This window comes from Akkermansiaceae bacterium, from assembly GCA_019634595.1.
GTDB lineage: Bacteria > Verrucomicrobiota > Verrucomicrobiia > Verrucomicrobiales > Akkermansiaceae > Luteolibacter.
On sequence record JAHCBC010000003.1, the window covers coordinates 20,129 to 33,768 of the forward strand.

9 protein-coding genes are annotated in these 13,640 nt (G+C 63.0%); 3 read left to right on the forward strand and 6 right to left on the reverse strand.

From position 1 onward, the window contains the following. Position 1 precedes the first annotated feature (1 nt). From KF712_10765 to KF712_10780, 4 genes are read right to left on the reverse strand one after another with little or no spacing between them, the layout of a single operon-like run. The gene (locus KF712_10765) at positions 2-892 is read right to left on the reverse strand and encodes an endonuclease/exonuclease/phosphatase family protein (protein ID MBX3741464.1); all 891 of its coding nucleotides are present in this window, start codon (positions 890-892) and stop codon (positions 2-4) included. Then, positions 889-2,154: an MFS transporter gene (locus KF712_10770; GenBank protein ID MBX3741465.1), complete on the reverse strand. Its 1,266-nt coding sequence runs from the start codon at positions 2,152-2,154 to the stop codon at positions 889-891. The genes KF712_10765 and KF712_10770 overlap by 4 nt, the downstream gene beginning before the upstream one ends. A gap of 7 nt (positions 2,155-2,161) precedes the next feature. Further along, positions 2,162-3,529 (reverse strand): sn-glycerol-1-phosphate dehydrogenase, encoded by a 1,368-nt coding sequence (locus KF712_10775; GenBank protein MBX3741466.1) that lies wholly within the window; start codon positions 3,527-3,529, stop codon positions 2,162-2,164. A 59-nt stretch (positions 3,530-3,588) separates the two neighbouring features. Beyond that, complete coding sequence (locus KF712_10780; GenBank protein ID MBX3741467.1) at positions 3,589-4,317, reverse strand: histidine phosphatase family protein; 729 nt, start codon at positions 4,315-4,317, stop codon at positions 3,589-3,591. A gap of 387 nt (positions 4,318-4,704) precedes the next feature. Between KF712_10780 and KF712_10785 the strand changes: the two genes are divergently transcribed. Beyond that, a complete protein-coding gene (locus tag KF712_10785) occupies positions 4,705-4,920 on the forward strand; it encodes a hypothetical protein (GenBank protein MBX3741468.1) in 216 nt (71 codons plus the stop codon). A 63-nt stretch (positions 4,921-4,983) separates the two neighbouring features. Here the strand turns inward: KF712_10785 and KF712_10790 are convergent, their stop codons facing one another. After that, positions 4,984-5,625: a hypothetical protein gene (locus KF712_10790; protein ID MBX3741469.1), complete on the reverse strand. Its 642-nt coding sequence runs from the start codon at positions 5,623-5,625 to the stop codon at positions 4,984-4,986. Positions 5,626-5,896: 271 nt separating this feature from the next. Between KF712_10790 and KF712_10795 the strand changes: the two genes are divergently transcribed. Both KF712_10795 and KF712_10800 read left to right on the forward strand, forming a co-directional pair. Beyond that, positions 5,897-10,789: a hypothetical protein gene (locus KF712_10795; GenBank protein ID MBX3741470.1), complete on the forward strand. Its 4,893-nt coding sequence runs from the start codon at positions 5,897-5,899 to the stop codon at positions 10,787-10,789. Positions 10,790-10,963: 174 nt separating this feature from the next. Continuing rightward, positions 10,964-12,925, forward strand: a complete 1,962-nt coding sequence (locus tag KF712_10800) for an FAD-dependent oxidoreductase (protein MBX3741471.1) — start codon at positions 10,964-10,966, stop codon at positions 12,923-12,925. A 352-nt stretch (positions 12,926-13,277) separates the two neighbouring features. Here KF712_10800 and KF712_10805 read toward each other — a convergent pair whose 3' ends face one another. Beyond that, on the reverse strand, positions 13,278-13,610 hold the full coding sequence (locus tag KF712_10805; protein MBX3741472.1) for an HU family DNA-binding protein: 333 nt from the start codon (positions 13,608-13,610) through the stop codon (positions 13,278-13,280). Between the last annotated feature and the right edge of the window lie 30 nt (positions 13,611-13,640).

Consider the following 13,640-nt stretch of genomic DNA (forward strand, 5'->3'; position numbering starts at 1 on the left):
TTCAGAGTTTCAGTTCGGCGGAGAGGAAATAGTGGTCGCTGGGATAGCGGCCCTCCTTTGAATCCTTCACGATTTCCCAGGAGGCCACCTTCTTCGCGTTGCGGGTGTAGATGTAATCGATCGGGGTGCTCCCTTTGTCCGAAGTACCGAAGGCATGGGCGGAACTTTCCTCCGCGGGCGGACCCGGCGCCTGCAAGCGGGCGTCCGTCCAGCCTGCGGCACGGATGATCTCATGGACCCTGGCCGCGGCCCGGGAGTTGAGGTCACCCGCGAGGATCTGCGAAAACTCCGCCGGATAGACCGCAGCCTCCTCCATCACCATGGCGATCTGCTTTTCACGCACGGGAGCCATGCCGGGGCCGCTGTCGAGGTGGACGTTCAACACGCGGAACTGCCGCCCCGTGCCTTTGTCCTTCAGCCGCACCCAGTTCGCATGGCGCGCCCGGTAGCCGCCTTCCGCGATGGAGCCGGGGATATGCGGTGTCGGGGAAAGCCAGTAAGTGCCGGACGCCACCAGTTCGAAGCGATCCTGCCGGAAGAGGATCGGATTCTTGCCGATGCCGTGGTAGCCCTCATCCTTGCCGTCCATTTCCGGTCCCTCGAAACCAAATCCGGTGAACCCCGGCAACCCGGCCAGGAGATCCCCGTACTGGCCGCGCAGCACTTCCTGGGCACAGACGATGTCCGGCTTCCGCGAACGGATGACCTCCAGGCAAAGATCCCGGCGGCTTTTCCAATCATTTCCGGAAGCGGCATCCTCCGGCAGGAAGTCCACCCGGATGTTGCAGGACATGACGCGCACGGAAATCTCCGGCGTTTCCTCCGCCTGGGCCGTGGAAAAGGAAATCAGCCCTCCGAGGGCAATCATTTTCAAAATCGTTTTCAGATTCATGGGGTGGCGGGGTTGGAAAGAATGGTGGTGGAAGGAGCCGGGCGTTCGCGCCTCACGCCGGCCCACAGGATGAGGGCGGCGATGGGGTGGAGACACGCCATGACCAGGAACAGGGTGGGCGCACCCACACCGGCGATCATCTGGCCCACCTGGTGGTTGAACAGCATCGCACCCGCCGCGCCGAAGCCGCCCGCGATCCCCAGGACGCTGGCAGCGTTTTCCCTTGGGAAGGCCTCCGCGATGACCACACTCATGGAAAACAACCAGCTCAGGCAGACCGCTCCCACCACGCTGAAGATGACCAACGTGGTCAGCGCCCCGGAAAAACGTGGAGTGAGCGCACACACCGGCGCAAGTGCGGCCACCGTCACCAACATGATCTTGCGGGCCTCCAGGGTGCCCCTGCCGCGCTTCACCATCCTGTCGGACCATGCGGCGGTGCCCACCCCGCCGATGTCGGCGGCCAGGAACGGGATCCAGCCGACCATGCCGATCTGCGCGAGGGTGAGTCCGGACTCCTCCTGAAGGTAACCCGGCAGCCAGAACAGGCAGAAATACCACACCGGATCACTGACAAACCGGCACGCGAGGATGGCCCACAGGCTGCGCGTCTTCCAGAGCTGGGGCCAAGTGAATTTCCCTCCCTCCGAGGGAGTGCCGAGTGCCGCCTCCCGCTCGATCTCCGGCGGAGGATTCCGGTAGAGCAGCTTCCAGCCGACCGCAAGGACCAGCCCCAGCACGGCGGGGATGATGAAAGCCATGTGCCAGTTGTAGCGCAGTGTGATCCATGCGACCACCGGCGGCGCCATGATGGCTCCCGCAGTGCCGCCCGCCACGCACAGGCTGTTCACCGTGCCGCGCAGCGTGCTGGGGAACCACGTGGTCACCACGCGCAGCTGCGCGGGGAACGCCGTCGGTTCCGCCAGCCCCAGCATTCCGCGGAACACAAGGAACGAGCCGAAGGAACGCGTGAGCCCCGCGCCAAGGCACGCCGCCGACCAGGTGAGCAACCCGGTGAACAACATCACCCCCGCACCGAAGCGGTCCACCAACCACCCGGCCGCGGGATACATCACCGCGTAGCAGACGGTGAAGACGTTCACCAGCAGCGCGTAATCCGGATCCCCCATCCCGAACTCCGACTTCAGCACCGGCTTCAGGATGGAAACGATCTGCCGGTCGAAGTAGTTGAGCACGATGGCGAAGAAGATCATCACGAGGATGATCCAGCGGCGGTGTTCCGGTTTCAGTCGTTCCGTCATCACTGTATCAGGGATTTTGATTTTGCCTCCCGCCGTTCTCCGGCCAGATGCCCTCCGGACCGAACAGACGCTCCAGGCAAGGCTCCAGCAAGCCCGCCCTCCGCGCCAGATCCAGCACGGTGAAACGCCTGCGGATGAAATACGCCAGATCGAAGCTCCGCCGCAGCCTGCTCCGGGAGATGCCGATCTCCTCCGGCTCTGTCGGCGCCCCGGCTTCCTCAAGCATGTGCCTGATCTCCGCGAAAGGAATGAGCTGGCCGCGCAGCTTTTCCCTGAGTTCCGGCCACTGCTTCCGCAGTAGTCCGACCTGCGCCCTCACGGTTTCCCGCGGGACATGCTTGAGCAAGCCTTCCTTCACCGCGATCTCCTGCAGCTCCTCATCCGGAAAAAGCTCCCGGATCCTCTCCGCCAAAACCTCTGTCTCCGGCCATGCTTCCGCCGCCGCATCCGCGTCGATCTCTTCCAGCGGCAGATCGAGCAGAGCTTCGTAAAGCGCGGTCACCGCCAGCGTCGCAACGCCGACCTTGAAACCATGGCTGGGAGCCTTGCCGTTGTGGGTATGGTGCTGCATGTCCCACAGGTGGCTGAACTGGTGCTCCGCACCGGATGCGGGCCGGCTGCTGCGGTGCCACTGCATGGCGAAGCCTCCGAGCATCAATCCCTCCGTGAGAGCCTCCAGAGCCTTCAGATCCGCCCCTCTTACTCCTTCCGGATCGCCCAGCGCATCCCGCAGACCTCCCTGGACAATATCCCAAGCCCTGTGGTCGATCGCTTCCTCCTCCAGTGCGTCCGCGAGGATCCAGTCCGCACCGGCCGTTACCTTGCTCAAAAGATCCGCGTAGCCGGATGCACCCATCTCCGCCGGCGCGGTGGCCATGATCCCGATATCCGCCATCACCGCCGCTGGCGCGGGGCAGGAGAAGGTCTGCTTCGATCCCTCGAAGGTGATGGATGCACCAAAGGCGGTGTAGCCATCCATCGATGCCGCGGTGGCAATGCAGAGGTAAGGTCGCCCCAGCCGGTGGGAAGCCAGTTTCACCAGATCATTGATCGTGCCGGACCCCACCGCCACCGGCACCCCGTCACATCCTGCCAGGAACCCGTGGATTTCCTCCACGAAACGATGCTCCGCGTAAAGTTCCGGATCCTCCAGCAGATGCAGCGCCGCACATCCGCAGCCTCCTTCCTCCAGCCGCCGTTCCGCTTCCCTTGCAAAGATCAGTGTCTTTGGGTCCGCGATCAAAATCGCCGCTTTTCCGGGGAAATTCCGCCGGAACACCTCCGCCACTTCTCCGATGACCCCTGGCCCGATCCTCAGATCCTTGGTTTCATTGCCGAGAAAACTCCGGAAGTCCTTCACAACTTCCCCTCCCATTGTCCCGGTCATACCCGGTTCCATATACGGCTTCATGATTGATCGATTTCCTGCGAGCTTCACTTCTCCACCGGCTTTCCGTTTTCGAGAGTGATCCGGAAGGTTCCGTCCGGCTGCTCCTCCGCCAGCCAGAGACCGGTGTTGTCGATCTCGATGTCCCGCTTGAAATCGCCCGTGAGCGCCCGGAGGAAATTCGTGCCCGAGTTCTCATGCCCCACCAGCAGGACAGCCTTGGAGGTTCCTCCGAACTGCTTCCTGATCCGCCCGATGGTCCGCTTCGCCAGTTCAAGCGCCTCCACCTTCCTTTCCTCCTCATCCTTCGGACGCTTGTAGGTCAGCTTGTCCTCCGGCCCCACCACGAAGAATCCTTTTTCATCTTCCGGCAGTTCCAGTTCCTTCCCCCGGAACAGCTCGCCTTTGAACTCCACCTTGAAGGATCCTTTGTCGAGTTCCGGGCTCACCTCGCTGAGTTCCGGCCAGATCTCGCCCTTCCTGGCTTCTTTTTTCAAGTAAGGCAGGATCGTGTTCCTCGTGCGCCATTTCGGACTGACCGCAATGTAGTCGAAATGGAAGCCCTTCAACTTATCCGGCACCAAGCCCGCCTGCGCCCACCCCAGGTCGGAAAAAGTATCCGAGTTCCCCACATACGCCGGCCGCTTTTCCTTCGGGATCTCCTCCCAATCCTTGAGCACGTTGTGCCCGGACTGCGCATGGCGCAGGTAATAGATCTTCAATCCCCCCGGCTTCTCACCCGCTTCACAGGCCATCGCCAGAAGGATGGAAGCCATCGGCGTCACGACTCTCGGACAAATCTTTCTCCACATGCCGATGTCTGTATATTCTGTATTTTTATCCGTCAAACAGTTTTCTCGGGGCTTACATGGAGCCGTTTCCCCCTCTACGAACCATCCCCCCGTCAAATCACTCCTCTGATCCCGCCGCTCATTTCCGTTGCCACGAACTCCGGCCCGTTGCCACCGCGCACCCGTTCGGGTTTGCTGCTGGTTCGAGCCTGAGGGGCTGCCTGATCCGCCCTTTCTTCGTGATCTCCCAAAATCCGTACGGCTACTACGGCGGCATCAGGAGGGAGTGCCGCTGCTCCCCGCGCCAGATCGAGAACCACCGCCAGCGCATCTCCGGTCCCCCTGCCCGACCGCATCGACCTTCATGTCGAAGTGCCGCCCGTCGATTCCAAGGAACTCTACTCACAGGATCCCGGCGGCGAGAAATCCTCCGTCATCCGCGAGCGCGTCGTCGCCGCTCGCACCCACGACCGCATCCTCAAGGTCGCCCGCACGTTCGCGGACCTCGGTGGCTCGGAAAACATCCGCGCGCAGGATGTGCTGGAAGCGATCCAATGCAGGGCGCTGGACCGGAAGTTGTTTTCGTGACGGCCGGCCGGGGCATTTGTCGTCGAATGGCAGCCCGGTCTTCTCCTGCCCTGACACACCACCTCAGATCTTCCGCCGGGAGCGTTTGACCAGCAACAAGCCAAACCCTGCCACGGAAAGCAAGCCGAGCGATGGTTCAGGGACGGTGACGATCTCGAGCTGGGCACTGGAAGTGGTGAAAGTGACCCTGCGCGGGCCTTGGCTCGTGCTGAGGCCACGGTCCGGGTTGATCCGGAAAAACACCTCGGTCTGGTTGGGGGTATTCCCCGTGTAGAGGCTCTGGATGAAGTCGGTCACCGTCGCGGTTTTGGTTCCCGTATCCCCAGGACTCGCGAAGGCGTCCATCAGGAAGATCTGGGAACCATCGGCCCCAATCTCCGCGAAGAGGGTGGTACCCGTGCCGTCGGGATTGATGGTGGACAGGCCATAAAGATCGACCGCCACGGATCCGCCGGATGAAGATGAATTTGCGATCAAAATGGAGAATGTCGCGCTCACGATCGGCTCGGAAAGCACAGGCAGGATAAATCCGATGATCAGATTCCGGTTTTCCCGATTTCCAGCGCCTCCACCGACTCCCGCCTGGCCGTTGGCTGAATCGGCATAATAACCCACGGCCGCGGCTGTCCCCCCCTCGCGCTCACCCACGATCGAATCCTGGGAGTTCAGCGTTGCCTGGATGGTGGCGGCTCGGGAAACAGCCATGGAACCCAACAGGACGGGGAGGAGGGCAGTCCAGAATTGCATGCATAAACGCATGACAAAACCGTTGCATGCGATCAATATAAAAAGCGTTGCCTCTGGCTCTGCCGTGAGCGTGGTCGCGGCGTGAACATCACATCACCCACGGAGAGAAAGCCATGTCATTTCCGCACCATTGCATCCAGAAAGCCGGAAGGCGGGCTTGTGGAGTTTCCCGCATTACGATTGATTCTCCGCCTCCGGTTGTGGGGCGAGGTCAGATATGGAATGCGGCATGAAACTTGTGATGGGGTTGCTGGCCGGTCTGGCGGGATGCCAGGCTGTGCAGGGAGCCATTTCCAACGCGGACCTGCAGGATGCGATGGGCAACGTCCCGGGGGTGACATGGTCCGTGGTCAATCCAACCGGAAACGCATGGAGCAGGACCTATGACAGCTACAACCTGAGACCAGCCGGCTACCGGATGATCGTGAGACGCACGTCCGGGGAAGGCTACTCCTACTACCTCAGCGGCCACGTACAGGGGCCGGGCATCCTGGAGCTGGACCGGGCGGCGTCGTTGAATTTCCCGACCACGGTGATGATCGATGGCGTCGTGGACGGCGGCATCGCCCCGGACCGTGACCACACGGACAGGGTGTATGTTCCGGCGGGCACGCACGAGGTGACGTGGATGATGACCGCGGGCGATTCCAGCTCCTATGCGGAGACCACATTCGGCAGGGGGCGCTGGCAACCGGGTATGGTGCTGCCCCTGGCTGCGGGGGAGGCGGACGGCAGTGTGGTGCTGGGTGGCGCGGGCTGGCAGGGACTGTCCGGCTGGCCTGACGGGAGTGGCAACGCCGCATGGTCCGGGCTGCTGCATGCGGTGCCAAATACCGGTGCCAGCGTGCCGAAAATCCTCAGGGGTGACACGGAGGGTGCCGGGGTGGTGCGCTTCCGCTATCTGGCCAGGGGAAAGGAAGCCCGCGTGCGCACGGACGCGGGCACGTGGGTGAATCTTCCCTACAAGGACAGTTGGTCCACCGGGTTCGTCCCCGTGAGGGGGGCTGGTCCCCACAGCATCGAATGGGAGGCCTCCGGAGCGGTGGACACACGGCGGGTGCCCGCGGATGTGGCCGTCCGTGACGTGAAGCGGGTGGCGGAGGTGGATTTCGCGACGGCGCTGGATGCCCCGCATCTGACGTTCACCGAAACTCCCAACAACACCAGCCGCCCCTTTGGCGCGGAGATGGAGGGCACGCGCGGCGGCTCCGGAGTGGTGGTGGGCTATCGCAGCGGGGTGGACTTCGTGTTGGCGGAGAGGTCCCTGGTGAAGATCCGGGAGACGGGTGGAGGGAGGTTCTTCGGTGGAGGTGCCCTTTCGAATCCCTGGGCGCTGGCGCTCCAGTCGGATGTGCTTTCCTCCGAGACGCTGCCGGACGGCGAGTGGACCACACGCTGCTACCTGCTGCCACCGGGCACCTACACTCTGGGCGCGATGTCGGAGGCACGGGTGGACTACATCGAGATCGTCCCGCACGTCACATCGCTGGCGGACGCGCTGGGACTGCCGGAGGGCGGCTTCAGCGTGGGTGGTGACGCACCGTGGACCATCGTGCCACAGTCCACTTCCGGGAACTATGAGGCCTACCTCTCCCTCACCGGAGCCGCGGATGAAGGCTGGATCGAGCACGAGGTGACGGGGCCGGCGGAGGTTTCCTTCAACTACCATGGTTATTCGAATTCCACAGGTCCGCTAAAGGTGCTGGTGGATGGGAAAGCCTGCTGGGATTCCAGCCTGTCGCACCTGACGAACAAGGCGGCGACCGCGCTCATCGAAGTCCCGGCCGGGACGCACACCATCCGCTACCTGGCGGAACGGAGCGCCCCTTACTTCGGGGATGTGAGCGCCAGGGTATCGGCCATCCGCGTGGTGCCACTGCCGGAGGGCGGGGTGATCGGGGAAAGCGTCGGCGCGGCCGTCATCTCCGGACGTAACGGAACATGGAATGGCGTGACGGGGCTGGGCGGGGACCCGGCGGAGGCCCTGGTCCCTGCATCGAAGTGGGACTACTATGGGGAGAAGCCACGGCTGCGCATTCCCTTCACCGGTCCGGGCACCGTCCGGTTCAGGAGCCATTTCCCCGTTTCCACGGCATCATCGAATGCGGGCATCGGTGCCCAGCTTTCCTTTTCCTCCAGTCACAGGGTGTCCGTGGTCCGGTCCGGCAGTGACGGCCATGGATGGAAGAACCACTCCCTGTGGCTGCCACCGGGAGACCACCACCTCACCATGGAGGCCAGGGGCGTGTTGGAAGACACCTCGCGCATGGCGCTCAGCGCACTGGAGTTCCAGGCGGACCCGGTGATGCCGGCGATGGACGTCCTAGGGATCGAAGGAGTTTCCCCGACGTTCAGCCCGGCGGACCAACCATGGGTGGGCACCTTGAAGACCGGAGCGTCAAAGCCGGTGCTGGTGTCCCCTGCCGCCCTCAGCACGACGCCGCGGAAGATGCAGATCACCCTGACTGCGCCGGGGGAGTTTTCATTCGAGTGGGAAAAGCTCGCGGCCGGCACGCCGACCGGCACCTTCCGGGTGAACGGACAGACCATCGCGACGGCGCCCGACTCCGTCCAGCTCCGGCGGAAAGTCACCACCTTCATCAACCAGGATGGGCCTGTGACGCTGGAGTGGGAGATCTCCACCTACTGGGACTATGGTGGATGGCTGGAGCTGGGGGCCTTTTCATGGAAGCCATGGCCGGAGAAGCCCCTGGCGGCATCGCTGGATGCGGGGGATCTCACCTGGAGCACCCCGGCGGAGCACCCCGTGACCGGCCGGGACACGCCGGGAGCCGTGGGTGACACCGCGGCGAACGTGCGCCTCCCGGACGGGCAGACCACCTGGCTGGAGACGACCGTCGAGGGAGCCGGGCTGCTGGATTTCTCCGTCCTTTCTTCGACCGCGACCGGTGGGATGGATCCCTGGAACAGCGGGATCGGCATACGGGTGCTGGTCGATGGAAAGGTGATCCAGGAACCCTGGCGCAAGGTGGAGCCCATGCTGGTGATGGGCGACGGAACGCACACGATTCGGATCGAGTTTTCCGCCTACTGGGGGGGCGGATCCACCCCCAAGGCCCTGGCGGTGGACAACGTGAGCTGGGTGCCACGGGGGGCCATCGCCCCCGGCGAGGGTTGGTCCTCCAGCGTGCCGGAGGCGCTCGCCGTGTTTCCCTCGTTGGGGGAAAATGGAGCGGATGGCATCATCCTGCTGACGAAATCCGGCGAGGATCGCTGGATCGAACGGGAGGTCACCGGACCTGGCAGGCTGTCCTGGCGGGAGAACCGCACGACGGGCGAGGGCACACTGACCACCTGGAGCAGAAAGGTGGACGGCCTGGACGTGGGCGTGCTCGTCTACGATTATCAGGATACGTGGATGTCCTCCTCCATGGACATTCCGACCGGCACGCATCGGGTCAGGTTTTCGCTGGAGACGGAGATCACAGGGGATGATCCGGATGCGGTGAAGCTGCCCATTTGGATCATCAGCGGGATGACCTTCACGCCCGGCGTCTCACCGCTGATGGAGGGACTGGATCATCAGGACGCGCTGTGGTTCTCCACGGGCGTGGATTCGGGAACCCATGTGCCCGCCGCCGATGCCCATGACCAGGAGGACAAGTGGTCCCCCGGCAGGGAAAGCGTGCTCTATCTCCTCAATCCGGGCCCAGACTGGATGCAGGCGTCCAGTGACATCAACGGAGGCCCGGGCGAGCCACCGCTCCGCCGGTCCAGGTTCATCGCCCCCCGGTCCGCCGTTTTCTGGAACGACGCCATCGACGGAAACGACGTCGTGCTGGTGGATCGCTTCCGCTCGCAGCCGCTCGGCGAGACCACGCTGGAGGAAGCGCTGGACCTGCCACGGGCGATGGAACCCGCAAGCTGGCGCGGATTCTCTTTCCTCGGGGACGACAGGCAGGATTTCCCGGAAGATGCCGCCGTTTCCCTGGCTCCCCCGGATGACCGCTCCGGCATGTCCACCGTGGTCGATGGTCCCGCCAAGGTGCGCTTCCGCTGGAGATGCGATGCCAGGACAAAGCTGATCGCCGGGATCGACGGACGGGAAGCGCCGCTTGCCCCCGCCGGTGCGGAGTGGACCGCGGTGGAACTGGACGTCCCGCCCGGAACCCATGTCATCTCCTGGCACCATCTCTCCCTCGGCAACTTCTACTTTGACCCCCCATTGGCGTTGGTGGACGCGCTCGAAATCGAAACAGTCCCCACAAGGACTCCCGGTGAGATCGTGACCCTGGCGGGCATTCCCGCACTGCCGGTGGAAGCTGGTGCGGGATGGTCCGTCGGATACTGGTACGGCCCGAGCGGACCGGCCGAGTCGCTGGCGACCAACTCCAGCGACGGCGCGCTGAAGCTGGATGTGGAAGGTCCGCTCATCCTTTCCTTCCGGCCCTGGATCAGCCAGAGACAGCCCCTGATCTCCGGGCAGGTCCCCACCGTGCCTGACTGGGCGGGCAACATCATGGAATATGGGCTGGAAGTGAAGATGGACGGGGAGTTGCTCAGGGAATTCCCGATCGTGTTCTCCGGCAACCTGTCCGAGATCCTGCTGCCAGCTGGTCCCCATGAAATATCATGGCGTCTGGTGGCAAAGCTGTATGATCCCGTCACGCAAGTGATTACCGCGGTCCCCGTCTGGCACGACTTCGACTACGACGTTGGCATCAGGGATCTCCAGACCACCTCTCCGGCGGATCATTTCCGGAACTGGAAGGACACCCACGGCCTGACCGGGGAAAACTCCGGTCCGAATGATGATGCGGACGGGGACGGCCTGACGAACTTCATGGAGTACGCCTATGGATTGAACCCGCGGGATCGCTACTCATGGACTTGGGGGCTGTGGACATGGCTTTCCGCGGATGACATCGCCGGCACAGGAACCCCGCCCGGACAGCTTCACTTTTACGTCTCGGCGGAATATACCCTGCCTCATGTGGAATCCGTGCTGGAGGAAAGCAGTGACCTGAAAACATGGAGAAAAGTGAGCGACACAACTTCTCCGAAAACCAGCTCCTTGCCGCTCTCGAAAATATTCTCCTACCCCGTGACCCCGGAGGATCCGGCGAGGTTCTTCCGCATCCGGATGGTGGTGCCGGAGTGACGGTGAGGGGGCCCGTGAAGGCCGGAGTCCGCATTTCCGGAACCTATTCCGCTTGGAAGGTGAAGCGTATTGTCGGAATGCGATGACACTTTCCCGGCGAAGTCTTTCGCTTCCCCGTCATGTGGATGAACGGTGAAAGGAGTGCAACGTGGTCCTGGTTTTCATGGTAACCCAATGAAAGCCAAATCACCGTTCGCTACCGTGGCCACGTTCTGGAAGTCTTTCACCCTCGCCGCGCTCGTGGCCTCCCCGGCGGGCGCACGGGCCGACGAGCTGTTGATTGATGCCGAGAGCTTCTCCGACCTCGGGGGCTGGGTCGTGGACCAACAGTCGATGGACCAGATGGGCTCACCCTATCTCATGGCCCATGGACTGGGGGAGGCGGTCACGGACGCCCGGACCACCTTCCAGATCCGCAAGGGAGGGAAACATCGGGTATGGGTCCGCACCCGCGACTGGGTGGGGAAATGGAAGGGCGACGAGTTCAAGGGGCCGATGAAAGCCAGCGGCTCGCCCGGTATTTTCAACGTGGTCATGGACGGACGCCCGCTCGAAATCCTCTTCGGCGAGAAAGGCGCCGAATGGCATTGGCAGGACGGCGGCACCGTCGAGCTGGCCGCCGGGGAGCACCAGCTCGCCCTGCGTGACTTGACCGGTTTCAACGGACGCTGCGACGCCATCCTTCTGAGCGATGCCCCCGGCTTCGTGCCCGGCGGGTCGCTCGCGGAGATCCAGACCCTGCGCGACCGCCTCCTGCCCCAACAGCAGGTGGTGGTGGAAAAGGGCGGCTACGATCTGGTTGTCGTCGGCGGAGGCATGGCGGGCATCTGCGCCGCCGTCAGCGCAGCCCGCTATGGCTGCAATGTGGCCTTGATCCAGGACCGCCCCATCCTGGGAGGGAACAACAGCTCCGAGGTCCGCGTCGGCCTTTCCGGACTGATCCGCAAGAAGCCCTACCCGGAGCTCGGGAACTTGGTCGAGCAACTGGGGCCGGTGGGGCACTGGAACCTATGGGAAGCCAACCGGCAGCCGGAACTGGAGTATAGCAAGGAGATCCTGGCCATCATCAAAAAACATCCCGAGAAGAAGGAGCACAACGCCGGGGACGCCTCGAACTACCAGGACGACAAGAAGCTCAAATACGTCCTCGCGGAGAAGAACATCACCCTGCTGCTCAACACCAGGGCCAACGGAGTGGAGATGAAGGACGGCAGGATCGCCTCCGTGCTGGCGCAGGACACCCGCAGCGGACAGAAGATGAAAATTTCCGGGCGGATCTTCGCCGACTGCACCGGCGACGGAAACCTCGGCTACCTCGCCAAGGCGGACTACCGGATCGGCCGCGAGTCGAAGACCCACACCGAGGAGGAGCTGGCCCCATCGGTGGAGGACGATCTCGTGATGGGCACCTCCGTCCAGTGGAACACCCGGGTGGAGGAAGATGCGTCCGCTTTCCCGGAAGTCACCTGGGGCATCGGTTTCACCGAGGAAACCTGCGTTGAAACCGTCCGCGGCGACTGGGACTGGGAAACGGGGTCACACCTCAACAACGCGACGCAGATGGAGGAAGTCCGTGACTACGCGCTGCGCGTGGTCTTCGGAAACTGGAGCGTGCTCAAAAACAGCTCTGATCCCGCACGCCGGAAGAAGTTCGCCAACCGGAAGCTCAACTGGGTCGCCTACATCGGCGGCAAGCGCGAATCCCGGCGCCTGATGGGGGAGTTCGTCCTCAGACAGCAGGACGTCGTCGGGGGCATCCCCTACCCCGATGCCTCCGTGACCACCACCTGGACCATCGACCTGCACTACCCGAAGCAACCGCTCTGCGCCTGCGATGCCTTCCAGTCGAAGGCCAGCCACGTCAAGATCGATCCCTATCCCATCCCCTACCGCTGTTTCTATTCACGCAATGTGCCCAACCTCATGATGGCGGGGCGGAACATCAGCGTCACCCACGTCGCCCTGGGCACCGTGCGCGTCATGAGGACCACCGGCATGATGGGCGAGGTCGTCGGCATGGCCAATGCCATCATGAAGGAACACCAGTGCCTGCCCAAGGACGTCTATACCGATCACCTCGCACAGTTGAAGCGGCTCATGACCGAAGGCGTCCCCGGAGCACCGAAGCTCAAGTGATCCCGGATCCAGACGGGTGGCGGGAAAGGCTCGGCAGATGATCGAAAACCACCGCCAGCGCCCACGACCGCATCCTGAAATTCGCCCGCACCCAGGTGGCCCCCGGCGACTCCGCTCCCAGGATGATCTGGAGGAATCCGCTGGATCAGCTGCCGGGGTAGCGGAATGGCTGCGCCATTCCGTCAGGGAAAACCCACGGACCTCCCACCGTTCCGCTTGGTGAAAAGATCCCATCCATGATCCGGAAGCGCGGCATCCGGAGAACCGGAGAAGGAAAGCGCCCTCATCAAAATGAAAAACCCCCATCCCGTGAAAGGATGGGGGTTCAGGATGATTTATCCGAAGGTCAGGCTCAGAGAACCATCTCCTTGAGCTTCTTCAGCGGGCGGACCTTCACGGCGACGGATGCCGGGCGGGCCTTGAAGGTGACTTCTTCCTTCGTGAACGGGCTGATCCCCTTGCGGGCCTTCACCGCCGGTTTCTTGACCGTGCTGATCTTGAGAAGGCCCGGAAGGACGAACTCGCCGACGGACTTTTTGTTCACGTGGAGCTGGATCACTTCGGCGAGGCTGTCGAGAACCGCGGAGACCTCTTTCTTGGCAACGCCGGTGCTGGCGGAGATGTGCTCGAGGATCTGGGTCTTGTTGAACTTGGATTCAGTGGAAGTTGATTTCTTGGCAGGCATGTTGGAAATGCGCCCGCTTCCGGGTTGATT

Excerpts from the sequence above, each read along its gene's own strand:
- KF712_10765 (MBX3741464.1), bottom strand. The coding sequence starts at position 892 with ATGAATCTGAAAACGATTTTGAAAATGATTGCCCTCGGAGGGCTGATT.
- KF712_10770 (MBX3741465.1), bottom strand. The coding sequence starts at position 2,154 with ATGACGGAACGACTGAAACCGGAACACCGCCGCTGGATCATCCTCGTG.
- KF712_10775 (MBX3741466.1), bottom strand. The coding sequence starts at position 3,529 with ATGGGAGGGGAAGTTGTGAAGGACTTCCGGAGTTTTCTCGGCAATGAA.
- KF712_10780 (MBX3741467.1), bottom strand. The coding sequence starts at position 4,317 with ATGGCTTCCATCCTTCTGGCGATGGCCTGTGAAGCGGGTGAGAAGCCG.
- KF712_10790 (MBX3741469.1), bottom strand. The coding sequence starts at position 5,625 with ATGGCTGTTTCCCGAGCCGCCACCATCCAGGCAACGCTGAACTCCCAG.
- KF712_10795 (MBX3741470.1), top strand. The coding sequence starts at position 5,897 with ATGAAACTTGTGATGGGGTTGCTGGCCGGTCTGGCGGGATGCCAGGCT.
- KF712_10800 (MBX3741471.1), top strand. The coding sequence starts at position 10,964 with ATGAAAGCCAAATCACCGTTCGCTACCGTGGCCACGTTCTGGAAGTCT.
- KF712_10805 (MBX3741472.1), bottom strand. The coding sequence starts at position 13,610 with ATGCCTGCCAAGAAATCAACTTCCACTGAATCCAAGTTCAACAAGACC.